Annotated in this window: 25 protein-coding genes and 1 riboswitch; of the genes, 21 read left to right on the forward strand and 4 right to left on the reverse strand. The window is 65.7% G+C overall.

Features of this window, described 5'->3' with window-relative positions; translation table 11 throughout:
• Nucleotides 1–3: 3 nt before the first annotated feature.
• From cobN to cobJ, 5 genes are read left to right on the forward strand one after another with little or no spacing between them, the layout of a single operon-like run.
• Nucleotides 4–3,297 carry a cobaltochelatase subunit CobN gene (gene cobN, locus ACR0NY_RS05585; RefSeq protein WP_170368745.1) on the forward strand — a complete coding sequence of 1,098 codons (3,294 nt, stop codon included), beginning with the start codon at nt 4–6 and terminating at the stop codon, nt 3,295–3,297.
• On the forward strand, nt 3,294–4,421 hold the full coding sequence (locus ACR0NY_RS05590; RefSeq protein ID WP_170368746.1) for a cobalamin biosynthesis protein CobG: 1,128 nt from the start codon (nt 3,294–3,296) through the stop codon (nt 4,419–4,421). Before cobN ends, ACR0NY_RS05590 begins: the two co-directional genes overlap by 4 nt.
• Nucleotides 4,421–5,050 carry a precorrin-8X methylmutase gene (locus ACR0NY_RS05595; protein WP_170337738.1) on the forward strand — a complete coding sequence of 210 codons (630 nt, stop codon included), beginning with the start codon at nt 4,421–4,423 and terminating at the stop codon, nt 5,048–5,050. Before ACR0NY_RS05590 ends, ACR0NY_RS05595 begins: the two co-directional genes overlap by 1 nt.
• Nucleotides 5,047–5,775, forward strand: coding sequence for a precorrin-2 C(20)-methyltransferase (locus tag ACR0NY_RS05600; protein ID WP_170368747.1), 729 nt, complete (start codon nt 5,047–5,049; stop codon nt 5,773–5,775). The genes ACR0NY_RS05595 and ACR0NY_RS05600 overlap by 4 nt, the downstream gene beginning before the upstream one ends.
• Entirely contained in the window at nt 5,772–6,524 is a 753-nt protein-coding gene (cobJ, locus tag ACR0NY_RS05605) for a precorrin-3B C(17)-methyltransferase (RefSeq protein ID WP_170337734.1), read from the forward strand. Before ACR0NY_RS05600 ends, cobJ begins: the two co-directional genes overlap by 4 nt.
• Here the strand turns inward: cobJ and ACR0NY_RS05610 are convergent.
• A complete protein-coding gene (locus ACR0NY_RS05610) occupies nt 6,497–7,246 on the reverse strand; it encodes a cobalt-precorrin-6A reductase (protein WP_170337732.1) in 750 nt (249 codons plus the stop codon). The two genes, cobJ and ACR0NY_RS05610, sit on opposite strands and share 28 nt — an antisense overlap.
• Here ACR0NY_RS05610 and cbiE point away from each other — a divergent pair.
• From cbiE to ACR0NY_RS05655, 9 genes are all read left to right on the forward strand, one after another.
• A complete protein-coding gene (gene cbiE / locus ACR0NY_RS05615) occupies nt 7,245–8,444 on the forward strand; it encodes a precorrin-6y C5,15-methyltransferase (decarboxylating) subunit CbiE (protein ID WP_170337730.1) in 1,200 nt (399 codons plus the stop codon). The two genes, ACR0NY_RS05610 and cbiE, sit on opposite strands and share 2 nt — an antisense overlap.
• A complete protein-coding gene (locus ACR0NY_RS05620; RefSeq protein ID WP_170339400.1) occupies nt 8,441–8,809 on the forward strand; it encodes a cobalamin biosynthesis protein in 369 nt (122 codons plus the stop codon). The genes cbiE and ACR0NY_RS05620 overlap by 4 nt, the downstream gene beginning before the upstream one ends.
• Nucleotides 8,806–9,600: a precorrin-4 C(11)-methyltransferase gene (gene cobM / locus ACR0NY_RS05625; RefSeq protein WP_170337728.1), complete on the forward strand. Its 795-nt coding sequence runs from the start codon at nt 8,806–8,808 to the stop codon at nt 9,598–9,600. Before ACR0NY_RS05620 ends, cobM begins: the two co-directional genes overlap by 4 nt.
• On the forward strand, nt 9,593–10,909 hold the full coding sequence (locus ACR0NY_RS05630) for a cobyrinic acid a,c-diamide synthase CobB (RefSeq protein ID WP_170368748.1): 1,317 nt from the start codon (nt 9,593–9,595) through the stop codon (nt 10,907–10,909). Before cobM ends, ACR0NY_RS05630 begins: the two co-directional genes overlap by 8 nt.
• A complete protein-coding gene (gene cobA, locus ACR0NY_RS05635) occupies nt 10,906–11,634 on the forward strand; it encodes a uroporphyrinogen-III C-methyltransferase (RefSeq protein WP_170368749.1) in 729 nt (242 codons plus the stop codon). Before ACR0NY_RS05630 ends, cobA begins: the two co-directional genes overlap by 4 nt.
• Nucleotides 11,627–12,370 carry a precorrin-6A synthase (deacetylating) gene (gene cobF / locus ACR0NY_RS05640; RefSeq protein ID WP_170368750.1) on the forward strand — a complete coding sequence of 248 codons (744 nt, stop codon included), beginning with the start codon at nt 11,627–11,629 and terminating at the stop codon, nt 12,368–12,370. Before cobA ends, cobF begins: the two co-directional genes overlap by 8 nt.
• Before the next feature lie 43 nt (nt 12,371–12,413).
• Nucleotides 12,414–12,622: riboswitch (cobalamin riboswitch) on the forward strand.
• A gap of 36 nt (nt 12,623–12,658) precedes the next feature.
• A complete protein-coding gene (locus ACR0NY_RS05645) occupies nt 12,659–12,829 on the forward strand; it encodes a CbtB domain-containing protein (protein ID WP_170337720.1) in 171 nt (56 codons plus the stop codon).
• A 4-nt stretch (nt 12,830–12,833) separates the two neighbouring features.
• Nucleotides 12,834–13,532 carry a CbtA family protein gene (locus ACR0NY_RS05650; protein WP_170337718.1) on the forward strand — a complete coding sequence of 233 codons (699 nt, stop codon included), beginning with the start codon at nt 12,834–12,836 and terminating at the stop codon, nt 13,530–13,532.
• A gap of 64 nt (nt 13,533–13,596) precedes the next feature.
• A complete protein-coding gene (locus ACR0NY_RS05655) occupies nt 13,597–14,091 on the forward strand; it encodes a hypothetical protein (RefSeq protein WP_170337716.1) in 495 nt (164 codons plus the stop codon).
• On the opposite strand, the gene ACR0NY_RS05660 is transcribed toward ACR0NY_RS05655, so the two are convergent.
• Entirely contained in the window at nt 14,079–14,423 is a 345-nt protein-coding gene (locus ACR0NY_RS05660; protein ID WP_170337714.1) for a DUF1636 family protein, read from the reverse strand. The genes ACR0NY_RS05655 and ACR0NY_RS05660 overlap by 13 nt on opposite strands.
• A 146-nt stretch (nt 14,424–14,569) precedes the next feature.
• Here ACR0NY_RS05660 and ACR0NY_RS05665 point away from each other — a divergent pair, with 146 nt between their 5' ends.
• The 7 genes from ACR0NY_RS05665 to mdoH all read left to right on the forward strand — a co-directional run bounded on the left by ACR0NY_RS05665 (nt 14,570) and on the right by mdoH (nt 24,063).
• The gene (locus tag ACR0NY_RS05665) at nt 14,570–15,031 is read left to right on the forward strand and encodes a DUF302 domain-containing protein (RefSeq protein WP_170337712.1); all 462 of its coding nucleotides are present in this window, start codon (nt 14,570–14,572) and stop codon (nt 15,029–15,031) included.
• Nucleotides 15,032–15,110: 79 nt separating this feature from the next.
• Entirely contained in the window at nt 15,111–16,730 is a 1,620-nt protein-coding gene (locus tag ACR0NY_RS05670) for a thiamine pyrophosphate-binding protein (RefSeq protein WP_170368751.1), read from the forward strand.
• Nucleotides 16,717–17,901, forward strand: coding sequence for a CaiB/BaiF CoA transferase family protein (locus ACR0NY_RS05675; RefSeq protein ID WP_170337709.1), 1,185 nt, complete (start codon nt 16,717–16,719; stop codon nt 17,899–17,901). The genes ACR0NY_RS05670 and ACR0NY_RS05675 overlap by 14 nt, the downstream gene beginning before the upstream one ends.
• A 180-nt stretch (nt 17,902–18,081) precedes the next feature.
• Nucleotides 18,082–19,452: a tetratricopeptide repeat protein gene (locus ACR0NY_RS05680; RefSeq protein ID WP_170337707.1), complete on the forward strand. Its 1,371-nt coding sequence runs from the start codon at nt 18,082–18,084 to the stop codon at nt 19,450–19,452.
• Between the two features lie 29 nt (nt 19,453–19,481).
• A complete protein-coding gene (locus tag ACR0NY_RS05685; protein WP_170368752.1) occupies nt 19,482–20,699 on the forward strand; it encodes an OpgC family protein in 1,218 nt (405 codons plus the stop codon).
• A complete protein-coding gene (locus ACR0NY_RS05690; protein ID WP_170337703.1) occupies nt 20,696–22,195 on the forward strand; it encodes an OpgD/OpgG family glucan biosynthesis protein in 1,500 nt (499 codons plus the stop codon). Before ACR0NY_RS05685 ends, ACR0NY_RS05690 begins: the two co-directional genes overlap by 4 nt.
• Nucleotides 22,192–24,063, forward strand: coding sequence for a glucans biosynthesis glucosyltransferase MdoH (gene mdoH, locus ACR0NY_RS05695; protein ID WP_170368927.1), 1,872 nt, complete (start codon nt 22,192–22,194; stop codon nt 24,061–24,063). The genes ACR0NY_RS05690 and mdoH overlap by 4 nt, the downstream gene beginning before the upstream one ends.
• Here the strand turns inward: mdoH and ACR0NY_RS05700 are convergent, their stop codons facing one another.
• Both ACR0NY_RS05700 and ACR0NY_RS05705 read right to left on the reverse strand, forming a co-directional pair.
• Nucleotides 24,064–24,879, reverse strand: a complete 816-nt coding sequence (locus tag ACR0NY_RS05700; protein WP_170368753.1) for a CE1 family esterase — start codon at nt 24,877–24,879, stop codon at nt 24,064–24,066. It abuts the gene before it with no gap.
• A complete protein-coding gene (locus tag ACR0NY_RS05705) occupies nt 24,879–25,334 on the reverse strand; it encodes a rhodanese-like domain-containing protein (RefSeq protein WP_093962612.1) in 456 nt (151 codons plus the stop codon). The genes ACR0NY_RS05700 and ACR0NY_RS05705 overlap by 1 nt, the downstream gene beginning before the upstream one ends.
• Between the last annotated feature and the right edge of the window lie 36 nt (nt 25,335–25,370).

Consider the following 25,370-nt stretch of genomic DNA (forward strand, 5'->3'; position numbering starts at 1 on the left):
CCGATGCACGTCGTCTTTCGCGAAAGCCACGGGCTCGAGGAAACCGAGACCCCGACCGATCTGGGCCAGAGCCCAGCGGATCTGGTGGTGCTGTCCTTTTCGGACAGCGATCTGGGTGCCTTCGCAGCCGGATGGCATCGCGGCGGCGGGCCCGAGGGGCGGATGCCCTCGTTGCGGCTGGCCAACCTGACGGCGCTGAAACACCCGCTGTCGGTCGATACCTATGTCGAACAGACGCTGGAGGGCGCCAAGGGCATCCTGATCCGGCTGATCGGCGGCGTGCCCTACTGGCCCTACGGGTTGCAGCAGGTGCTGGCGCTGGCGCAGGCCAAGGGCATCGCGCTGGCGGTTCTGCCCGCCGACGGGCGCGAGGATACGCGGTTGGACGATTATTCCACCCTGCCGGTCTCGACCCTGCGGCGGCTGGCGCATCTGTGCGATACCGGCGGCGAAGTGGCAGCCCAGGCGGCTCTGGCGCAGATGGCGCTGGCAGCGGGGCTGTATGCCGGGCCGGTGATGGGGGCCAAGACACTACCCGACTGCGGCGCGTGGTGCCCGGATCGCGGCGTGATCGCGCCCGAGGACGCCTTCGCAGGCCAAGGCCGGCGCATCATCGTAACCTTCTACCGCGCCTACCTGACCTCAGCCGATACCGCGCCGGTCGCGGCGCTGATCCGGGAAATCCGCGCGCGGGGTCATCAGGCGGTGGGGCTATTCGCACCCTCGCTCAAGGCGCCTACGGCGGCTGAGTGGTTGGCCGAGAATATCCCCGCGATGACGCCCTCGGCGATCATCAATGCCACCTCGTTTTCGGGCAAAGGCGCGTCGGGCACATCGCCCTTGGACGTGGCGGGCGTGCCGGTGTTTCAGGTCGCGCTGGCCACTTCGCGCCGCAAGGCGTGGGCCGAGGCCGAACGCGGCCTGTCGCCTGCCGATCTGGCCATGCATGTGGTGCTGCCCGAAGTGGACGGGCGCATCTCGGCCGGTGTCGCCTCGTTCAAGGAACCGGGCAAGCGCGACCCGCATCTGGAATATTCCCGCTTTGCCCACCGGCCCGAGCCGGACCGGATCACCGCCATCGTCGACCGGGCGATGGCCTGGGTGGACCTGGCCGAGAAACCAAAGGCGCAACAGGTACCCGCGCTGGTTTTGTCCACCTATCCCGGCAAGGACTGGCAGATGGCCCATGCGGTGGGGCTGGACGCACTGGCCTCGGCCGAGGCGATCCTGTCCGACCTGCAAGGCGCGGGGTATGACACCGCCCCCGCCGAACCGATTGCCGAAACGCTTCTGGACGCCCGGATTTCATGGTCGGTCGATGCTTACCGCGCAGCGCTGGCACAACTGCCCGAGGCGTTGCGCGCCGATCTGGACACCGTCTGGGGCGCGCCCGAGGACGACCCGACCTGCGCCGATGGGGCCTTCCACTTCACCGCGCTTCGGCGCGGCAGGGCGTTGGTGGCGCTGCAGCCCGAACGTGGCGTGCCCGAGCTGCGTGACGACGAATATCACGACCTGTCGCGCACGCCCCGTCATGGTTATGTGGCCTTCTACCTGTGGCTGCGGCGCGGGCTGGGGGCGGACGCGCTGATCCATGTCGGCGCCCACGGAACGCTGGAGTGGCTGCCGGGCAAATCGGTGGCCCTGTCGGCCGAATGCTGGCCCGAGGCGCTGATCGGCGATCTGCCGGTGATCTATCCGTTCATCGTGAACGACCCGGGCGAAGCCGCGCAGGCCAAGCGCCGGGTCGGGGCCGTGACGCTGGGCCACATCCCGCCGCCGATGAAGCAGAGCAGCACGCCCGACCGCATGGTGCGGTTGGAATCGCTGCTGGACGAGTTCTCGAACGCCGACGGGCTGGACCCCAAGCGGCGCGACCGGCTGCGGGCCGATATCCGTGACGAGGCCCGCGCCATCGGGCTCGAGGCCGATCTGGGGCTGGATCAGGCCACCAGCACCGCCGAGGCGATCACCCGCATCGACCGTTTCGTCTGTGACATCAAGGAAAGCCAGTTCGGCGACGGCCTGCATGTCTTTGGCCGCGCGCCGCAGGTTGCGGGCAATTTTGACACCGCCGCTTCGGCACGGGCCGAACGCACGGCATTGCTGGACGCGTTGGCCGGCAAGCGGATCGAGGCCGGCCCGTCGGGCTCACCCTATCGCGGGCGCACCGACGTGCTGCCCACGGGCCGCAACCTGTTCACCACCGATCCGCGCTCCGTCCCCACCCGCGCGGCTTATGCGCAGGGGGTAAAACTGGCCGAAGAACTGGTGCGCCGCCACCTGCAGGAGGAAGGCGATTACCCCAAGGGCCTGATCGTCGATCTGTGGGGCTCGGCCACGATGCGTACGGCGGGCGAGGAATTCGCCATGGCGCTGCACCTGCTGGGCGTCAAACCGGTCTGGGATCCGGGGTCGGAGCGCGTGAGCGGGATCGAGGTTCTTCCGATCACTGACTTGGAGCGCCCACGGCTGGACGTGACCTTGCGCGTCTCGGGCCTGTTCCGCGACGTGTTCCCGACCCTGTCGGCCCTGTTCGGTCAGGCGGTCCGGGCGCTGTCCGAGCGCGACGAGGCGCCAGACTGGAACCCCTACGCCGGCCACGCTCCCGCCGCCCGCGTCTATGGCCCGGCGCCGGGCAGCTATGGGCTGAACATGACCCACCTGTCCGAGACCTATACAGACGAGGCCCGCGCGCAGGCCGGTCAGGCCTGGCTGGACGCCAGCGCCTTCGCCTTCGAGGGCGAGCACATTGCCCACGACCCCGACGGGATCACCCAGCGCGTGGCGCAGGCCGACAGCTTCGTGCACCTGCAGGACCTGACCGAGACCGATCTGTTGCTGGCCAATGACTATGCCACGCATGAGGCCGGATTTGCCGCTGCCAAGAAGCTGACCGGCGGTCAGGCGCAGCTGTACCACCTGGACAATACCCGCCCTGAAACGCCCCGCGCCCGCACCCTGCCCGAGGAAATCAGTCGCGTGGTCCACGCCCGCGCCGCCAACCCCGACTGGATCGCCGGAATGCAGCGCCACGGCTTCCGCGGCGCGGCCGAGATCGCGGCGACGCTGGATCACATGGCCTCGTTCGCACATCTGTCAGGCAGCGTCGCCCCGCATTTGTTCGACCTCTACCACGATGCCACCCTGGGCAACCCCGAAGTGGACGCGTTTTTGCAGCAAGCCAACCCGCAGGCCCATCAGGCTATGCAGGACAGGTTCCGCGCACTTTACGAGGCCGGGTTGTGGAACACCCGTCGCAACTCGATCCGCGCCGATCTGGAGGGGTTGGGATGAGCGCCCCGGTCGTTCAGGGCTGGTGCCCCGGCGCGCATCGCCCGATGATGTCCGGCGACGGGTTGGTGGTACGGGTGCGCCCGCGTCTGGCCAGGCTAAGCGCCGCGCAAACGCTGGGTCTGTGCGATCTGGCCTTGCGGTTCGGCAACGGCACCATCGACCTGACCAACCGCGCCAACCTGCAACTTCGCGGCGTGGCCGAGGCCGACCATCAGGCGCTGCTGGCAGAGCTGTCGGCGCTGAACCTGCTGGATGCCGAACCGGGCATCGAAACCCGGCGCAACATCCTTGTGTCACCGCTTTTCCAACCCGGCGACCTGACCGCGCGCCTGACACAGGCATTGATCGACCGGCTGGGCGATCTGCCCGCTTTGCCCGCCAAGTTCGGCTTTGCGGTGGATACCGGCGCGGCACGGCTGCTGACCGAGGACTCGGCCGATATCCGGCTGGAGCGGGGAGCTTCGGGCCTGATCCTGCGCGCCGACGGGGCCGAGACCGGCCGTTTGGTGACCGAAGATGAGGCGATTGACCGCGTGATCGATCTGGCCCAATGGTTCTCCGAGCGCTTCACTTCTGACACCCGCCGCATGGCCCGGCTGATCGCGGTGCATGACCTGCCAAAGGATTGGCAGGGCCGCGCCCCCGGCCCCAAGGCACCGGCGCTGCAACCCGGCAACAGAGCAATCGGCCCGATCTATGGCGCGGCCTTCGGGCAACTGCCCGCCGCCGAGTTGCGCGCATTGGTCGAGGCCTCGGGCGCCGCCGCCCTGCGCGTCACGCCCTGGCGGCTATTCCTGCTGGAAGGCGGGGCGGCGATCCCCGCCCCGGCCTTCGTAACGGATGGCGCCGACCCTCTGTTGACCACCGACGCCTGCCCCGGCGCGCCATTCTGCCCGCAGGCACAGGCCGAGACCCGCGCCATCGCCCGCGCACTGGCTCCGAGCGTGTCCGGCAGCCTGCATGTCTCGGGCTGCGCCAAGGGCTGCGCGCGCATGGGCGCGGCCGATCTGACGCTGGTGGGCCGCGACGGGCGATTTGATCTTGTAAAACACGGCCGCGCGGGGGATGAGCCCCTCCAGCGCGGGCTGGACCTCGAAACACTGAAGACCATGGACCTGACCTGATGCCCTATGAATACGAAACCGACGGCGCGGCGATCTACAAGCAATCCTTCGCCACGATCCGGTCCGAGGCCGATCTGGCCCGCTTTGATCCGGATGAAGAGCAGGTCGCCGTCCGCATGATCCACGCCGCCGGGATGGTCGGGCTGGAAGAGTTCATCCATTTCTCGGACGGGTTCGTGCGCACCGCCCGCACCGCGCTGGAAAACGGCGCGCCGATCCTGTGCGACGCGCGGATGGTGTCCGAAGGCGTCACGCGCTTTCGCCTGCCCGCCGACAACCAGGTCATCTGCACCCTGCACGACGACCGCGTGCGCCCGCTGGCCGAGAAGATGGGCAACACCCGATCCGCCGCCGCGCTGGAACTGTGGCGCCCGCATCTGGAGGGCGCGCTGGTGGCCATCGGCAACGCGCCCACGGCGCTGTTTCACCTGCTCAACATGCTCGAAGACCCCGACTGCCCCCGCCCCGCCGCGATCATCGGCTGCCCCGTGGGCTTTGTCGGCGCGGTTGAATCCAAGGACGCCCTGTGGGAGGCCCAGCCCGTGCCCAGCTGCATCGTCAAGGGCCGCCTGGGCGGCAGCGCCATCACCGTCGCCGCGATCAACGCCATCGCAAGCCGGGCGGAATGACCATGGGCACGATCTATGGCCTGGGCCTCGGCCCCGGCGATCCCGATTTGATGAGCGTCCGGGCCGACCGCCTGTTGCGCGGCGCGAAACACGTGGCCTATTTCCGCAAGCCCGGCCGTACCGGGCAGGCGCGCAAGATCGTGAACGGGATGATCCGCGACGATGCGGTCGAGTTTCCCATGGAATACCCGGTCACGACCGAGATCCCGGTCACCGATCCGCGCTACAACGCACTGCTGGCCGAGTTCTACGAACGCTGCACCGCGCGCTTGAAAGAACTGGCCGATCAGGGCGAGGACGTGGTGGTGCTGTGCGAGGGAGACCCGTTCTTCTACGGCTCGTTCATGCATCTCTACAGCCGCCTGCGCGACGTAGTGCCCGTTGAGGTCGTCCCGGCGATCACCGGCATGTCGGGCGCTTGGACGGCCTCGGGTGATCCGATCACCTGGGGCGACGACATCCTCACGGTGCTGATGGGCACCCTGCCCGAAGAGGTTCTGGCCGACCGCATGGCGCGCACCGATGCGCTGGTGGTGATGAAGATCGGCCGCAACATCGACAAGGTGAAACGCGCGCTGAAAACGGCGGGCCTGTTCGACCGGGCCTGGATCGTGGAATATGCGCAGATGCCCAACCAGACCGTCCGCAAGCTGAGTGACGCCTGCACCGAGGTCACGCCCTATTTCTCGATCATCATCGTGCATGGACAGGGGCGTCGGCCATGAGCGGCTGGGTCAAGATCGCGGGGCTTGGCCCCGGAAACGAGGCGCTTGTGACCCCCGAGGTCACCGCCGCACTGGCCGAGGCGACCGACGTGGTGGGCTATATTCCCTACGTTGCGCGGGTGGCCGAACGGCCGGGCCTGACCCTTCACGCCAGCGACAACCGGGTCGAGATCGACCGCTCGCAGCACGCGCTGCGCATGGCGGCCGAGGGCAAGCGGGTGGTCGTGGTCTCATCAGGCGATCCGGGCGTGTTCGCCATGGCCGCCGCCGTGTTCGAGGCGCTGGAAAACGGCCCCGACACCTGGCGCGAGATCCCTGTCGAGGTTCTGCCCGGCATCACCGCCATGCTGGCCGCCGCGGCCCGGGCGGGCGCGCCGCTGGGCCATGATTTCTGCGCCATCAACCTCAGTGACAACCTCAAGCCCTGGGCCGTGATCGAGAAACGCCTGCGGCTGGCCGCGCAGGCCGATTTCGCGATGGCCTTCTACAATCCGCGCTCGAAGTCGCGGCCCGAAGGTTTTGTAAAGACGCTGGAAATCCTGCGGCAGGAATGCGAGCCCGAGCGCCTGATCCTGTTCGCCCGCGCCGTATCGCGCCCAGACGAGGCGATCCGCATCGCGACCCTGGCTGAGGCAACGCCCGACATGGCCGACATGCAGACGGTGGTGATCGTCGGCTCGTCGCTGACCCGCGTCATCGACCGTCCCATCGGCCCCATCGTCTATACGCCAAGGTCCACGCCGGAATGAGCCAACCAGTCCAGAACCTGCGGCACGCTTGTCAACTCGACCCGACGGGGCAGCTTGGGCCGGTCGATCATCAGCACCGGGATTCCCAATGCTCGCGCGGCGTCCAGCTTGGCGCGCGCGCCGGTGCCGCCGGCGTTCTTGGACACGACCAGTTCGGTTCGGTGCCGGCGCATCAGCGCCGTGTCGCCTTCAACCGAAAACGGCCCGCGCGACACGACGACGTCGCATTCGGCAAAGGGCAGCGTGCCGGGTTCATCGACCAGCCGCAGAAGATAGTGATGCTGGGGCTGCGCCGCGAAATCCTCAAGATGCATGCGCCCCACCGCAAGGAACACCCGGCGCGGCGGCCCGGCCAGCGCGGCGACGGCGCTGGCGATGTCGGGTACGCGCTGCCACCGGTCGCCGGGGGCAGCCGTCCATTCCGAGCGGGTCAGCGCGGCCAGCGGCGTATGCGTCTGCTGGCAGGCGGCGATGGCATTGCGGCTCATTCGCGCGGCAAAAGGATGGGTGGCGTCGATCACATGGGTCACGCCGGTGTCGCGGATGTGGCGCACCAGCCCCTCGGCCCCGCCAAAGCCATCCACACGAGTGGGCAGCGGTTGCGGCCGCGGGTTGTCGACCCGACCCGCATAGGAATAGGTTGCCGCCACACCCAAATCCGCCACGGCGCGGGCCAATGCGTTGGCCTCGGTCGTGCCGCCAAGGATCAGGAGGTTGGGCATGTCTGAAACTCCGTGGCTGACCATTCTGGGCCTGGGCGAGGATGGACTGGATGGCCTGTCGGCCGCAAGCCGTCAAGAGCTGGAGCGCGCCGAGGTCATCATGGGCCCGCCCCGGCACCTGTCGCTGGTTCCCGAAACCGGGGCCGAACGCATCGCATGGCCGGTGCCTTTCGCCGACGGGCTGCCCATCCTGCAGGGACTGAAGGGCCGGCGCACGGTGGTTCTGGCCTCGGGTGATCCGTTCTGGTTTGGCGCCGGGTCGGTGATCGCGCGCAATTTCGCCCCCGAAGACTGGGTTGCACGGCCGGGGCAGTCGACCTTTTCGCTGGCGGCCGCGCGGTTGGGCTGGCCGCTGGAAAGCACTGCCACCTTCGGCCTGCACGCCGCCCCCCTGACCCGCCTGCGTCCGCATCTGTCGCGCGGCCTGCGCGCCATCGTCCTGCTGCGCGACGGGGCCGCTGTGGCCGAGCTGGCCCGCTATCTGACTGAGACCGGGTTCGGCGATACGACCCTGCACGTGATGGAGGCCCTCGGTGGCCCTCGGGAACGCGCGCGCAGCATGTCCCTGACCGAAGCCTTGCTGGGCGCGTTCGAGCACCCGGTCTGCGTTGCGCTCGAGGTTTCGGGCGACGGGCGCTCGCTGCCGATGGCCTCGGGCAAACCCGACGAGATTTTCGAAACCGATGGGCAGATCACCAAACGGCCGGTGCGCGCGCTGACCCTGTCGGCGCTGGCACCCGCGCGGGGCGAGCATCTGTGGGACATCGGCGGCGGCAGTGGATCGATCGGCATCGAGTGGCTCATGTGCGACCCGTCCCTGACTGCCACCACAATCGAGCCGCGCGCCGACCGCGCCGCGCGCATCCGCGCCAATGCCGACGCGCTGGGACAAGATCGGTTGCAGGTCATCCATGGCCGGGCGCCCGATGCGCTGGACGGCCTGCCCTTGCCTGACGTGGTGTTCATCGGCGGTGGGCTGAGCGACGCACTGCTGGACTGGGTTGCGGCCAACCTGCCCTCGGGCACCCGGCTGGTGGCCAATGCCGTGACGCTGGAAAGCGAAGCGGTGCTGAGCCAATGGCACGCCAAGCTGGGCGGCGACCTGCTGCGGATCGAGCTGGCGCAGGCCGGGGACCTCGGCCCCCGGCGCGGCTGGAAATCGGCCTATCCGGTCGTGCAGTGGAGCGTGACCCTATGATCGTGGCCGGGCTTGGGTTTTCGTCCACCGCGACCTGCGCCAGCCTGCGTGCCGCGTTCGACCGCGCCACTGCCGGACAGGCGGTGAACGCGCTGGCCACCGCCGCCGACAAGGCCGGCCATCCGGCGCTGGCCGAATTTGCCGCCGCTTGCGCCCTGCCCCTGCATTTCGCGGACCCGGCCGATCTGGCCGGGCAACGCACCCTCACCTGCTCGCCCCGCAGCCGCGCCAGTCATGGCACCGGCAGCGTGGCTGAAGCTTCCGCCCTTGCCGCCGCCGGACCGGGCGCGCGGCTGCTTTCACCCCGACAGATCTCGGACGACCGGCTTGCCACCTGCGCGGTCGCCATTGGAGGACAGACATGACCGTTCATTTCATCGGCGCCGGACCGGGCGCCGCCGACCTTCTGACCCTGCGCGGACGCGACATCATCGCCGCTTGCCCGGTGTGCCTGTATGCCGGATCACTTGTGCCCGAGGAGATCCTGGCCCACTGCCCCGAAGGCGCGCGCATCGTGAACACCGCGCCGATGGATCTGGATCAGATCATGTCTGAAATCAAAACCGCCCATGACGCCGGTCAGGACGTGGCCCGCCTGCATTCGGGCGACCTGTCGGTCTGGTCGGCGATGGGCGAACAGATCCGGCGCCTGAAACAGATGGGTATTCCCGTCAGCGTGACCCCCGGCGTTCCGTCCTTTGCCGCCGCCGCAGCCGCTTTGGGCACCGAACTGACCCTGCCCGGGCTGGCGCAATCGGTGGTGCTGACGCGGACCCCGGGGCGCGCCTCGTCCATGCCCGAGGGCGAAACGCTGGAAAACTTCGCCCGCACCGGCGCGACGCTGGCCATTCACCTGTCGATCGGCAATCTGGACAAGGTTGTGGCCGACCTGACCCCCGCCTATGGCGCCGATTGCCCGGTGGCCGTGGTGTACCGCGCAAGCTGGCCGGACGAGCGGATCATCCGCGCGACGCTGGGCACGTTGAAGGACTCGCTGGACGAGAGCATCTCGCGCACCGCGCTGATCCTGGTCGGGCCGGCGCTGGCCGGTGAAGGCTTCGACGAAAGCTGTCTGTATTCAAAGACTTATGACCGTCGCTATCGCCCGCAAAGCGCCGACAGCCCGTGGTCAAGCTGGAGTCACGGAGATGACTAACCCGCCCGGAGTGCTGATCTCGGCCCCATCCTCGGGGACGGGCAAGACCACGGTGATGCTGGGCCTGCTGCGCGCGCTGGCCGAGGACGGGCTCACGGTGCAGCCCTTCAAGAGCGGTCCCGACTACATCGACCCGGCCTTTCACCGGGCGGCGGCGGGGCGGGCCTCGTTCAACCTGGACAGCTGGGCGATGGGCGCGCCGTTGCTGGGCGCGATTGCGGCGCAGGCCAAAGGCGCCGACATCGTGGTGGCCGAAGGGTCGATGGGCCTGTTCGACGGGGTCGCCAAGCCGGGCGAGCTGGGCCATGGGTCCAGCGCCGAGACCGCGCTGCGCATGGGCTGGCCGGTGGTTCTGGTGCTGGACGTGGGAGGCCAGGCGCAATCGGCCGCAGCAACGGCGCTGGGGTTCCGGATGTACAACCCCGACCTGCCCTTTGCCGGTGTGATTCTGAACCGCTGCGCCAGCCCGCGCCACGAACGCCTGACCCGTCTGGGGATGGAGCGCGCGGGCCTGCCGGTTCTGGGCGTTTTGCCCCGGCGCGGCGACCTGACCCTGCCCGAGCGGCATCTTGGCTTGATCCAGGCGGTCGAGCACCCCGATCTGGAAAGCGCAATTGCCGGCTACGCGGCCTTTCTGCGCGAACATGTGGATCTGGAAGCTATCAAGCGGGCGGCCTGCTCTGGCCCCGCGGGGCCGTCGTCGGCCGCGCTGCCGCGCCCTCCGGCGCAACGGATCGCACTGGCCCAGGACGCGGCGTTTTCCTTTACCTATCCGCACCTTCTGGAAGGCTGGCGGGCGGCCGGGGCCGAGATCCTGCCGTTTTCTCCGCTGGCGGACGAGGCGCCGGCCCCGGATGCCGATCTGGTCTGGTTGCCCGGCGGTTACCCCGAACTGCACGCCGGAACCCTGGCTGCGGCAGAGCGGTTCCTGACCGGATTGCGCAAACATGCCGAAACGCGGCCCGTACATGGCGAATGCGGTGGCTACATGGCCCTGGGGGAAGGGCTGATCGACAAGGACGGCACCCGCCACCGGATGGCCGGCCTGCTGGGTCTGGTCACCTCGTACGAGAAGCGCAAGTTCAACCTGGGCTATCGCCGGGCCGAGTTGCTGGCCGACATGCCCGGGTTCTCGGCCGGGACCGCGCTGCGGGGGCACGAGTTCCACTATTCCTCGATCGTCGAGCAGCCCGACGCGCCCCTGGCGCGGGTTTTTGACACCGAAGGCGCCGAAGGCCCACAAACCGGATCGCGCCGCGGGCATGTCACCGGTACGTTCTTCCATCTGATCGCAGAGGCCAGCGCATGAGCGGTTTCGTTTCCTTCATCGGGTCCGGCCCCGGCGACCCGGAGCTGTTGACCCTCAAGGCCGTGGACCGGCTGCAAAAGGCCGACGCGGTTCTGTTCGACGACCTCAGCAGCGGGCCGATCCTGAGCCATGCGCGCAAGGAGGCCGACCTTGTGGGCGTGGGCAAGCGCGCCGGGCGGCCCTCGCCCAAGCAGGACCATGTCAGCCGCCTGCTGGTGGAGTACGCCCAGACCGGCCAGCGGATCGTGCGGCTGAAATCGGGCGATGGCGGCCTGTTCGGGCGGCTCGAGGAGGAACTGGTGGCCCTGCGCGCTGCCGGGATCGCATACGAGATCATTCCGGGCATCCCCTCGGCCATTGCCGCGGCTGCCGCGGCAGGCATCCCGCTGACCCGGCGCCTGACTGCGCGGCGGGTGCAATTCGTCACCGGCCACGATGTCAGCGGCAAGCTGCCCGAGGATCTGAACCTGCCCGCGCTGGCCGACCCGGGTGCGACGACGGTGGTGTTCATGGGCAAGCGCACCTTTCCCCTGCTGGCGCAGGCGCTGCACGCGCATGGGCTGCCGCTGGACACCCCAGCGCTGATGGCCGAATCGGTTTCGACGCCTGACCAATCGCTGCACCGGTCCACCGTCGGCGCACTGGCCGAGCGCCTGGGTTCCGAGATCGGCACCGCGCCGGCGCTGATCCTTTATGGTCCGCTGGCGGAGAGCGACGATGATTGATCTGGTCTTGATCGGGATCGGCACCGGCAACCCGGACCACGTGACCTTTCAGGGCGCGCAGGCGATCCGCACGGCCGATCTGATCCTGATCCCGCGCAAGGGCGCCAACAAGACCGATCTGGCCGGCGTGCGCGAGGAAATCATTCGCAAGGTCACCGGCACACCGCCCCAAATCGCCTATTTCGACATCCCCGAGCGCCGGTCGCAGGAAGGCTACCTGCGCGGCGTGGATGAATGGCACGACATAATCGCCCTGCGCTGGCAGGAGGCGATGGCCCGGCACCCTGAGGCGCGCACCGTCGCCTTGCTGATCTGGGGCGACCCGTCGCTCTATGACAGCTCGCTGCGAATCGCGGCGCGGCTGGACCCGCAGCCTAACACGACGGTGATCCCCGGCATCACGGCGCTGCAGGCGCTGACGGCGGCCCATGCCATGCCGATCAACGAGATCGGCGCGCCTTATCTGGTCACCACCGGCCGGCGCCTCCGCGACGAGGGCTGGCCCAGCGCTGCGGATACGGTTGCGGTGATGCTCGATGGCGAATGTTCGTTCCAGATTTTGGACATGGCCGATTTTGACATCTGGTGGGGGGCGTACGTGGGTATGCCCGAGCAGATCCTGATCAAAGGTCCGCTGGCGGATGTGGCCGACGAGATTCTCCGCACCCGCGCCGAGGCCCGCGCCCGGCACGGGTGGATCATGGACATCTACATTCTGAAAAAGCGCGGGAATTGACGCGAAAGGTCGCAAATGGCGATTGCGCCACAGCGGCATTCACGTCTAAATGGACGGGTCTGGTCCTGCCGGAGACATCCGGATGCTAAGAGGGAATTTGGTGCGGCCTGCGCGCAGGTCAAATCCAAAGCCGCCCCCGCGACTGTAAGCGGTGAGCCCTGTTCAACCAGCCACTCCCGATCCGTTCGGGGGGAAGGCGAACAGAGGCGCTGACCCGCAAGCCAGGAGACCTGCCAGGCGAACAATGAAACACCGGCCGTCGGGTGCGGCGGCACAGGAGGACAGAAAATGACGACACAAACGCAAACCGCATCAACGGCACGCGCTGGCATTCTTTCGGCAGTGTTCGCGGCAGCCCTGGGCCTGGGGATCATCGCTCTGGCCGGTCACGTTCAGGCATCGGCGCTGCATGACGCCGCGCATGACGTGCGCCACGCAACCGGCTTCCCCTGCCACTAAACCAATGTTCAGTCGCATTCTGACCAGCGCGTTGTTCGCTGGTGCTGCAGCCGGGTTGATCGTCGCCCTGCTGCAGTTGGTATTCGTGCAGCCTGTGTTGCTGCATGCTGAACTGTATGAATCCGGAGAGCTGGTGCATTTCGGAGCCGAAGCCGTCTCGGCCCATCCCGAGCTGCCGGGCATGTTCTCGGACCTGACCCGCGACGGGCTGAGCGTGGTGTTCACGATGCTGACCTATACCGGCTATGCGCTGGTTCTGGTCGCCCTGATGTCGCTGGCCGAAGCCCAGGGCCACCCGGTTGACGGGCGCACGGGCGTGCTGTGGGGCCTTGCCGGTTTCATCGCCTTTCACCTGGCGCCGGGCTTCACCCTGGCCCCCGAGGTTCCGGGCGTTGCCGCAGCCGATGTGTTTGCGCGGCAGATCTGGTGGTGGGCAACCGTCGCGGCTGCTGGTGTGGCCATGTGGCTGATCGCTTTCGGTGGCAACATCGTCAGCTATCTGGTTGCGGCCGTGCTGCTGATGGCCCCGCACCTGATCGGCGCACCGGAACCCGACGTGTTCACCGGGCCGGTTCCGACCGAGATCGGGGCACTGTTCGCCGCGCGCGCCTTCGGTGTGGGCCTTGTGGCCTGGGTGCTGCTGGGTTCGTTTGCCGGGTATTTCTGGCAAAGCGAGGGCAAGCGCGTCGAAGCCGCAGCCTGATCCCCGAAATCCCACGACCCGCCGGCGCCCAACCGGCGGGTCATTTGCTTTTTTAGGAAACAAGATGACACGCTCGCTTGCTCTTTTCGCGATCGGTCTGGTCTTTGGCGGGGGTGCCGGGTTCGTGCTGGCCGCGGCCAACGGCGTCACCTTCGACGGCCACGACCATGCCGACCCCGCCCAACATGGCGGCCATCACGCCGAGGCCATGGCCCATGACCACAGCACCGCCATCAACCTGCCCGCCGGACCGGACGCGCCGGGGCTGGAGATCGCCGTCTCCCCCGACCCGATGGCGGGTTGGAACCTGCATGTGATGCCGCGGAACTTCACGTTCGCGCCCGAGCACGCCTCGCTGGACGACAAACCCGGCGAAGGCCATGCGCATGTCTACGTGAACGGCGTCAAGCTGGCGCGGCTTTATGGCAACTGGATGCACATCCCTGACCTGCCCAAGGGCGAAACGACCATCGAGGTCTCGCTGAACGCCAACAGCCACAGCCCGCTGGCCGTGGATGGGGTGCCGGTCAGCGCCTCGGTTACGGTTCAGGTGGACTGAAACGCGGGGATCCGCGCCCGCAGACACAAGCGAAGCCGCCCGCACGGCCGGGCGTCTTCGATCCAGCCATTCGGGCTGTGCAGAATGGTCCGACAGGTCGCCGCAATGTCATCGGCATCGGCGACCGGATCGATTCCCGAAAACACGTAGGACGCCAGGCTCTCCCCCTGCATCGCCACCACGGTCGGCTCCTCGCAGCCGCTGAAACAGGCATGCTCGGCGATCTCGACCCGCCCGTCCAGTCCCGCAGCGCGCACGGCCTCCAATACGGCCTGACGCTCGGCCAGCAAGTCGCGCTCGCCCGCGCAGCTGCTGCAGATCAAAACACGCATGCCCCTCGCCTGCCTTTTTTCCGTTTCACACTGTCGCTTGTGCGGGTTTCGCACCCCCGGCGCAAGCCCGCCACCCACGATATTGTGACTGTACGCACCCGGGAATTCGGGAAGACTTGGGCCAACTACGACTTGGAGAGCCCGTGATGACACGTCTTATGTTTTTCCTAGGCCTGCTGGCGCTTCCCGCGCTGGCGGCCGATATCGAACCCCGGCCGGGTTGGGCCGTCCACCCGACGACCAAGACCCATGACGCGCTGGTGGCCGACACGATCGCAGCGGTCAAGGCAAACGGTCTGATCGTGGTAACGCAGGCCGGGCCCACCAAGGCCGCCGCCGCGCGCGGCATCACCATTCCAGGCAATCGGGTGATCGGCGTCTTCAACAACGACTATGCGGTGCGGGTTCTGGAACAATCGGTGCCCGCGATGATCGAGGCGCCGATCCGCCTGTACGTCACGGAAAACGAGGATGGCACCGCGACGCTGTCCTACAAGACACCCAGCCTTGTCTTTGCCTCCTACACCGGCGGCTCCGACACCTTGCCCGCGATCGCCGCAGAGTTGGACGCCAAGTTCGCCGCCATCGCCGATTTGGCTGTCAAATAGTCACACTGACGTGATGCGGCTTGCGCCGGCCCGGAACCTCCGCAATCTGCTGCGCAACGGAACTTACGGAGCTTGTTCGATGCAGGACCTGTCCCCCCGCGCTGCGGACCTTTTGGCGCAACGGCTGTACGAGGCCGGGTGCCGCCACGCCTTCGGCATGCCCGGAGGCGAGGTGTTGACCCTGGTCGATGCGCTGGAACAGGCCGGGATCACCTTTCACCTGACCAAGCACGAAAACTCCGCTGGTTTCATGGCCGAGGCGGTACATCACCGCGATGGCGCGCCGGCGATTCTGGTGGCGACTCTGGGTCCTGGGGCCATGAACGGCATCAATGTCGTGGCCAACGCGCTGCAGGACCGGGTGCCGATGATCGTGCTGACCGGCTGCGTCGATGCCGACGAGGCGCTGACCTACACCCATCAGGTCATGGATCATGCGCAGGTCTATCGCTCGATCACCAAGGGTACGTTCACCCTGACGGCCAAGGGCGCCGACATCATCGCCGACAAGGCCGTGTCGCTTGCCACGCAGCCGCGCCCCGGGCCGGTGCATATCGACGTGCCGATCTCGGTCGCCGATACACGGGTGTCGGTCGCCAAGCGCCGACGGCTGACCCGGGCCGCCCGCGTCGCGCCCGAGGGCACATGCCTCGAGAAGGCCCGCCGCTGGTTGGCCGAGGCCGAGCGTCCGCTGGCGATCATCGGGCTGGACGTGCTGCATGACGACTCGCGCAGCGTGGTGCGCGCGTTTCTGGAACATTTCGGCATCCCGTTCGTCACGACCTACAAGGCCAAGGGCGTGGTGCCCGAGGATCACCCGCTGTGCCTAGGTGGCGCGGGCCTGTCGCCCCTTGCCGACACGCAGCTTGTACCGTTGGTCGAACAGGCCGACCTGATCCTGTGCCTGGGCTACGACCCAATCGAAATGCGCCCCGGCTGGCGCGAGATCTGGGACCCGGACGAGAAACGGGTGATCGACATCTCGGCCGTGGTGAATGACCACTACATGCACCAGGCGGGGCTGAACCTGGTGGCCGATACCGGAGCCACGCTTGAAGCGATCGCCAAGGGCAACCCTGCGCGACCGACTTGGCCCCAAGGCCAACCGGCGCAGGTCAAGGCCGCCTTGGCCGCGGCCTTTCCCTCCGATGACGACTGGGGCCCCGCCGCCGTGATCGCCGAGGCCCGCGACACCCTGCCCCCCGAAACACTGGCCACCGCAGACAGCGGTGCGCATCGCATCCTCCTTAGCCAGATGTGGCAGTGCCTGGAGCCGCGCGACCTGATCCAGTCTTCGGCGCTGTGCACGATGGGTTGCGCTGTTCCGATGGCGATTGGCCTGAAACTGGCCGAACCCGACCGCCCGGTAATCAGCTTTTCCGGCGATGCCGGATTCCTGATGGTGGCCGGTGAGTTGTCGACCGCCGCAGAAATGGGTGGAAACCCGATCTTTCTGGTCTTTGTCGATGCCAGCCTGGCGCTGATCGAGCTGAAACAGCGCCAGCGCCAGATGGGCAATCGGGGCGTCGATTTCGACCGGCATGACTATGCCGCTATGGGCCGGGCGTTCGGCGGCAACGGCCACACCGTGCGCAACCGCGCCGAGCTGCGCGCGGCGTTGAAGTCCGCGATGGCCGCCGACACGTTTACGGTGATCTCCGCCGAGATCGACCGCGGAGGCTATGATGGCCGCATCTGAAGGGCCGCTGAAGGGCGTCAAGGTTCTGGATCTGTCACGCATTCTGGCCGGGCCGACCTGCACGCAGCTGCTGGGCGATCTGGGCGCCAGCGTGATCAAGGTGGAAAACCCGGCAACCGGTGGCGACGATACCCGCCAATGGGGGCCGCCCTATGTCACCGACGCGGATGGCAACCCGACCGATCTGAGCGCCTATTTCATGGCCGCGAACCGCAACAAGAAGTCCGTCGCCATCGATATCGCCTCGCCAGCGGGGCAGGAACAGATCCGGCGGCTGGCCTCCCATGCCGACATCCTCATCGAGAATTTCAAACCCGGCGGGCTGGCCAAATACGGGCTGGACCATGAAACCCTCTCGCGGGACTTTCCGGGGCTGATCTACTGTTCGATCTCGGGCTACGGCCAGACCGGGCCAAACGCTGCCAAGCCGGGCTATGACCTGATGGCGCAGGGCTATGGCGGGATCATGTCGCTGACCGGCGAGCCTGACGGAGCCCCGATGAAGGTGGGCGTGGGCATCGCCGACGTGATGTGCGGCATGTACGCGACCGTCGGCATTCTGGCGGCGCTGCGCCACCGGGATCAGACCGGCGAAGGCCAGCAGATCGACATCGCGCTGGTCGACAGCCAGATCGCGTGGCTGATCAACGAGGGCGTGAACTATCTGACCTCGGGCCAGGTGCCACTACGGCGCGGCAATGGGCACCCCAACATCGTGCCCTACGATGTTTATGAAACAGCTGATGGCCACGTCATTCTGGCCGTGGGAAATGACAGCCAGTTCCGGCGCTTCTGCGGATTTCTGGAGTTGAGCCACCTGCCCGACGACACGCGGTTCGTCACCAACCCAGCCCGGCTGGAACACCGCGACGCCCTGAACGCCGTTCTGCGGCCCGCGCTGCAGCGGCTGAAGACCAAGGCCGTCATCGATGGCCTTGAGGCGTTGAAAGTGCCGGTCGGCCCGGTTCAGACGCTGGATCAGGTCTTTGCCTCGGACCAAGTGGCCACGCGGGGGATGCAAGTGAATATGCCAGCCCGGCCCGGCCCGGTGCGTCTGATCGGGAATCCATTGAAGTTGTCCCGCAGCCCGGTGACCTATCGCTCCGCTCCGCCCGAGTTCGGCGCTGACACGCAGGCGGTTCTGAACGCGGAAAACCCCTTCGAGGATTGAAACACTCTGCCTTTTTCGGCGGCAAGTCGCTGAAACATGTCATTGAATCGGCGATTTTTTTCGCTTTTTGCGAACACAAGCTTTCACCAATTCGAGAGCAAGCCCGATACTGTTACGTCCCGTCTGCACACTCTGCTAAGTCCAAGAGTGTGAGTTTTTGCAACCAGATTGGACCCAAGCATGCAGCAAGATGTTTTCGGACAGATGAACACCCTGACCCACCCGGACAGCGCCGAAGCGTGGAATGGTGTTCTGCTTGGTTTCATGGCACACGCAGCCGTCACACCTCAGCATCTGGGCAAGGTGCTTGAGCTTGAACCGGGCTTTGCGCTTGGACATGCCATCAAGGGGCTTTTCATGGTTCTGTTGGGGCGCCGGGAAATGATGGAGGTCGCCCATCAGGCCGCCGCCACGGCAAAGAGTGCGGCCGCTGAGCAGCCGATTTCAGCCCGCGAGACACTGTATCTTGAGGCCCTGGATCACTGGCTGGCAGGCCAACCCACCCGCGCCGTACAAACTTTCGAGGCAATTCTGCGCACTCACCCCGAGGACACGCTTGCCATGAAGCTCAGCCACGCGACCCGTTTCGTGTTGGGTGATTCCGCAGGGATGCGACGCTCAATCGAACGGGTTCTGCCAGCTTATGCGCCTGATCACCCCGGTCGTGGATACCTGCTTGGGTGCCATTCCTTTGCGTTGGAAGAAACCGGTGCCTATGAAAAGGCCGAGATCGCAGGGCGTCAGGCCCTGTGGATGGTTTCGGACGACGCGTGGGGCCTGCACGCAGTCGCTCACGTGCACGAAATGACGGGCAATGCGCAATCTGGCCTGGACTGGCTGGCCGGGCGCGAGGCTGCCTGGTCCCACTGCAACAACTTCCGGTATCACGTGTGGTGGCACAAAGCGTTGATGCATCTGGATCTGGGTCAGATCGACCAGGTGCTTGATCTGTACGACCACGAGATTCGCCAAGACAAGACAGATGACTATCGCGATATTTCGAATGCGACTTCGCTATTGTCGAGGCTCGAGCTTGAAGGCGTGGACATTGGCACCCGATGGGAAGAACTGGCCGACCTGAGCGCCGCCCGCACCGAAGACGGCTGTCTGATCTTCGCCGATCTGCATTACCTTTTGGCACTGACTGGTGACAACAGGCCCGACTCGACCGCCAAGTTGCTGGCCCGTATACACAAGGACTCGCAACAGCCCGCAACCGACACGGCACGTCGCATGGCCGACCCGGGCTTGGCCGCCGCCATAGGGCTCGAGGCCTTTGGAAAAGGCGATTATCTCCAAGCCTTCGAGCATCTTGCAAATGCGCGAAATTCGATGCAATTGGCCGGCGGCAGTCACGCCCAGAGGGATGTTTTTGAACGCATTACGATCGATTCCGGCCTGCGTGCCGGACGCCTCGATGATGTCGAGCGCATTTTGGACGACCGCAAGGCCAAACGGACCGGCACCGAAGACAATTACGCCCTCGCGCGCCGCGCTCTGATCAGTTCGGCCCGCGACCAATCCGGTGTGCAAAGCGTACCGGCTGAATAACAAGACGACCACAAAGGACAGAGAAACGAATGGCGACCGCTTCGCCCGCTTCTGATTTTGCACCGGTGGCGGCATCCTCCGCCCCTGCTGCCACAACCCGCGACCCGCGGCTGGATTTCTATCGCGGTATTGCGATGTTCATCATCCTGATCGCGCACATCCCGAACGACCCCTGGGCCAGATGGATCCCGGCCCGTTTCGGGTTCTCGGACGCGACTGAAATCTTTGTTTTCTGCTCGGGCATGGCTTCGGCGATCGCCTTTGGCGGCGCGTTTGAGCGCAAGGGCTGGTGGATGGGTACCGCCCGGGTCAGCTTCCGCATCTGGCAGGTCTACTGGGCCCATATTTGTCTGTTTTTCTTTGTCGCAATGTCCATGGCGGCGCTGGATCTGTCGGGAGCCTTCGACAAAAGCTATGTCTCGGGGTTGAACCTGCAGCATTTCTTCAACGACCCGATGCCACAGATGGTAGGGCTGTTCACACTGACCTATGTGCCGAACTATTTCGACATCCTGCCGATGTACCTGGTCGTTCTGGCAATGATGCCGATATTCATGGGCCTGTCGCGCCTCAGCATCTGGGCGGTCGGGTTGGTCTCGGTCGCGATCTGGCTGGTGGCGCAGACCGGTATGTTGGCGCTTCCGGCCGAGCCGTGGTCTGACCGCCAGTGGTTCTTCAACCCGTTTGGATGGCAGTTGCTGTTTTTCACCGGCTTTGCATTCATGCGGGGCTGGATTCCTGCACCGCCGGTTTCCAAGACGCTGATCTGGGCCGCGGCATTGTTCCTTGTCCTCTCAGCCCCGTTCGGATCGTGGAAAGTGTTCTTGTGGGTCCAGGCGGCCGCGCCGGATCTTGCCGAGAACATCCGAAAGGTCTGGCCCCTGACAAGCGAGCTGCGCGAAAAAACCGATTTCGGCCTGTTCCGGTACATGCACTTCCTGTCGCTGGCCTACCTGGGATGGGTGGCTGCTGGGCAACATGGGCATCGCCTGATCGCCACCGGCAACACGATCGGCGCGCAGCTGTGGCGATGGATCCTGAAGCAGATCACCAAAGTGGGCCAGCAGTCCTTGGCGGTTTTTGTATTTTCCATGGCAGCGGCACGACTTATCGGCGTTTTCCTCGACGAATTTGGGCGGGATTTCGCCACCGTTCTGGCCGCAAACCTAATTGGATTTGCGTTGATCATCGGCGTGGCTTATCTGGCCGCTTGGTTCAAATCACACCCATGGAAATCGAAGTCATGAAGTTCACGCGTCGTGCATTCCTTGCGTCGACTACGGCGCTGGCCTTCGCCCCGGCCACCTTTGCCACCGGTGGCGAGGTGCCATTCGACCGGGCCGATATCATCGCCCTTGCCCGCGATCTGGCCAGCCGCCCCTACGAGGCGCGCGAAACCGTTCCGCAGGCGTGGCAGGACCTCACCTACGAACAGTACCGCTCCATCCGTTTCCGGCTGGACCGTGCGCTTTGGTACGGGACCGATACGCCGTTCAACGTCGATTTCTTCACCCCCGGCCTCTACTTCCCCCGAACCGTTCAGGTCTCGGCAGTTGAGAACGGGATGACCGCGCCGGTTGCATTCGACCTCGAGATGTTCGACCGGGCCGAGGATGTCCCCGATCTGCCCGTAGACGAAACGCTGGGTTTTTCGGGTTTCCGGCTGCGCACCGAGATGCATCGCCCTGGCAAGACGGACGAGTTCTGCGTCTTTCAGGGAGCCAGCTATTTCCGTGCCATCGGCCTACACGAGGTTTATGGTCTGTCAGCCCGAGGTCTTGCACTGAAAACCGGGGATCCCGAGGGCGAAGAATTTCCGGATTTCATCCGATTTTGGCTGGAGCGCCCAAAGCCCGGCCAACGCAACATGATCGTTCACGCACTGATGGATAGTCCCAGTGTAACCGGCGCCTACCGGTTCGATATCACCGCCGGCACCGACTGCATCATGGAGGTGCAGGCGACCCTGTTTGCTCGGGAAGAGCTTCCCCACGTCGGGATCGCACCGGGGACGTCGATGTTCCTGTTCGATCAGACCAATCGCAACCGGTTCGACGATTTCCGTCCGGCCGTGCATGACAGCGACGGTCTGATGATCCGAAACGGGGCCGGAGAAGTGATTTGGCGCCCGCTCGCCAATCCCAAGCGATTGCAGGTGTCCTCATTCGTCGACATGAAGCCGCGCGGGTTCGGATTGATGCAGCGCAAACGCGCGTTTTCCGACTATGCCGACCTCGAGGCGCAATACCACAAGCGCCCCGGCCTTTGGGTCGAGCCGATGGGCGATTGGGGCAAAGGTACGGTCACTCTGGTCGAAATTCCGGCCGATCAGGAGATCTACGACAACATTGTCGCCTATTGGCGTCCCGCTGAACCGGTCGCTGCCGGTGCTCAGCTCGACTTGTCGTACCGCCTGATCTGGGGCGAGGAACCTCAGCGGACCGCCATGCCACGGGTGATCAATACCGCCATGGGCGAGAACACGTTTGGCGAAGGGCGGCTTGCGGTGATCGACTTCGAAGCCAGCGAGTTGTTCGACGATCCGGACGCCCTCAGCGTGTTCGTGCAGTCGCCTCATGCGGAAACTTCGGATGGGGTTCTGCAACGCAACCCGGACACGGGCGGCTTGCGTCTGGCCTTTTCGTTTCAGCCGGGCGACCGCGACCACGTCGAATTGCGCGCGCAATTGAGGCTGGGTGACGAGCCCGCCTCGGAAGTCTGGATGTACAGATGGACAGCATGAACCCGGACCTGAAAATCATGCCGCCCGAGGCACCGCTGGCGATGCCGGAGCAGGATTTTGCCGCCGGGTTTCGGGACGCCCAAGCGCCTGCGGATGCCCGCCGGTCGTCGGCGGGCCTTTGGCGCGCATTGGCGTTTTCCCCGGCCATGGCCGCCTCGGTTGCTTTGCTGTGGGTCATGGCGGATTGGTTCGACGCCGAAGGGATAAACGTGGTCGAAGCCATCCTGTTGGCATTGATTTCGTTCAATTTCTTCTGGATTTCCTTCACGGTCTGCACAGTCCTACTGGGCATGGTCTCTCTGGCCCGGCAAGAGCGTCCGGTACGGCAGGGTCGTGCGCAGCCACTGCGGGTCGCTTTGCTGATGCCCGTCTACAACGAAGTGCCGTGGAACGTGTTGGGCAATGCCCGCACGATGCTGGAAGAACTGCGCGCCCGAGGGGGCAAGCATCACTATGCGATGTTCATCCTGTCCGACACCCGCGATCCGGAAATTGCGGCCCAGGAACAGGCCAGCATCGAGGCGCTGCGTACCACGCTCGCCCCGGGGCTTGAGCTATATTACCGACGCAGGGAACAGAATACAGACCGCAAGGTCGGCAATATCGCTGATTGGGTCAGCCGCTGGGGTGGCGCATGGGATGCAATGCTGGTTCTGGACGCCGACAGCCTGATGACCGGGCGTGCGATCGCACGGTTGACCGACGCGCTGGCCCGCGATCCCGGCGCCGGCCTGATCCAAAGCTATCCGCAACTGATCGGTGCCCAGTCCGTCTTTGCCCGGATGCAGCAATTCGCCAATGGTGTGTACGGCATCGCATTTGCCGAGGGCCTGTCCCGTTGGTGCGGCCAGGAAGGCAACTATTGGGGCCACAACGCCATCATCCGCACCAAGGCCTTTGCGACCTGCGCAGGTCTGCCCAAGCTGCGCTCGCTCTCGGGCCGGGAACAGCTGATCATGAGCCACGACTTCGTCGAGGCCGGGTTGCTGCGCCGTGCCGGTTGGGGCGTGCGCTTTCTGCCGCGCATCCGAGGCTCGTACGAGGAAACACCGCCGACATTGATCGACCACGCCCTACGCGACCGCCGTTGGTGCCAAGGCAACCTGCAGCATCTGCGTCTGCTGGGCTCGACCGGGTTTCGGGCCGTGTCGCGGTTTCATCTGTTCCACGGCGCCGTCGGATACCTGATGTCACCCTTGTGGTTCGCACTGCTGGTCATGTGGGCGTTGATCGGTCAGGGCAAGGATGCTTCGGTGCTGCACTATTTCAGCCCGGACAATCCGATGTTCCCCCAGTGGCCGGAAATGACCGAAACGCGGCATGTTCTGATCATACTTGTCATGTACGCGATGCTGCTGGCCCCCAAGATTCTGGGGGCACTGGCATTGCCCCTCAGCGGTGTTCGCTATGAAGATTTCGGCGGCCGGACCCGGTTTCTTGCGTCATTCCTGTTCGAGGTCGTGCTGTCGATCCTGTACGCACCGATCCTTATGGTGCAGCAGATGATCGCCGTGTTCCGCACCCTTCTCGGTGTGCAAAAAGGTTGGACTCCGCAGGCACGGGATGGCGGCACCTATGTGCTGCGGACGCTGATCGTGTGTCACGCGCTCGAAACCATCAGCGGCCTCGCGCTGAGCGCGGGTATCCTCGCCGGGTTGGTCTCGGTCTGGCTGGCTCCAATCGCCATCAGCCTGACTTTTGCGGTACCGCTCTCCGCTCTCAGCGGCGTATCTGCCGCTGCGGCGCGTCGCATGGTCGGCATGCCCGAGGATTTCCACGAGCCCGCCATCACGCGGGCGGCACGTTCGCATCGCAACGAGTTGAAACGCCTGATCGAGGGCAAAGGAACCATGACCCCGGCGGAATGATCACCCGCCGGGCAATCCTTCGTACCAATCCACCATCATGTCGGCCCAACCCCGAGGAACGGAATGACCGCCGGGAAACAGCGCGAACTCCAATGCGCTGCCGTCAGCACAGGCGGTCCACTTGCGACGCATGAACTGGCCTGTCGTTGAAAACCCGTCTGGACGGTTGTCGGCGCATTCGTTGGCCTGCCGCCAGATCTCGAGCCCGGCGAAGATATCGCCCTGAAGGAACCGACCACCGCCCAGTGCGCGCCCCTCTAGCGGCACCACGTTGTCGGTCCAGCCATGTGTGTGAAAAAGGCGCACGGGCCCCGCGCAGCTTTCGGGATGCGGGCGCCAGAATCCTCCTGAGACAGGCACGTAGGCCGAGAATGCCTCGGGATCGGCGCAGGCCAAATAGTTCACCATGAAGCCGCCGGCCGAGAATCCCCCCAGCACCACGCGATGGTCATCGACCCCGAACCGTTGGGCCGCATCCGCAACAACCTCCTTCAGGAACGCGGCTTCGTCTCGCCCGTCCCACCCCGGATAGAAGTTCCAGCTTTTTCGACCGTTCCGCTCGGCCCCCTCGGGGGCCATGACCGCATATCCCCGCGCCAGCAAGGGTTCGACCATGCCGCGGTTTTTCATGGTTCCCTGCGCGCTGCCGCCATACCCGTGCAGGAACACGACCAATGGCGGGTTGGACTCTTCCGGCAGCTCGATGCGATAGCTTCCGGTTTCAGTCTCGCAAACACCCTGATCCTGCCCACACACGGCCAATGCCGGAGTTGCGGCCGTTGCGAACAACACAGCCAACAGATCCCTGAGCCTCATCACGCCCCCTCCGAATACGCCTGCACCGGCAGCCCGGCCCGCACCCAGCCCGGACCTGCGGCTGACCCCAGCATCCCTTCGGGCACGTCAAGGATGTTGCCGTAGCCCGCCTCGGTCAATCTGTTGCCAAGCCGCGCTGACCGCACACCACGGGCGCAGATCACGGCAATCGGCCGCCCCTTGTCACCGCCGGACAGGCGATCCAACGCATCCAGAAAGTCTTCACGGCGCATGTCCAGCGGTTGAGCGCCCTGCCCGATGCCTGAGGCACGCCATTCGCGCGGGGTCCGGATGTCGAGCAACAGGATTTCCCCCGCAACAGCCTTTTCATGCGCCTGAGCGACGGTCAACGTACCGCCAGAAAAGTCTTCGGGGATCAGACGGTATTCGCGGATCGCAAAACCCGCAAGCACAGCGGCTGCGCCCCCAAGGAACACGCCTCTGCGGCTGAGCATGGTTTTGATCGCCAATGTGCGCCCTCCGGTTTTTCC

Source organism: Ruegeria sp. BJ5, from assembly GCF_056537865.1.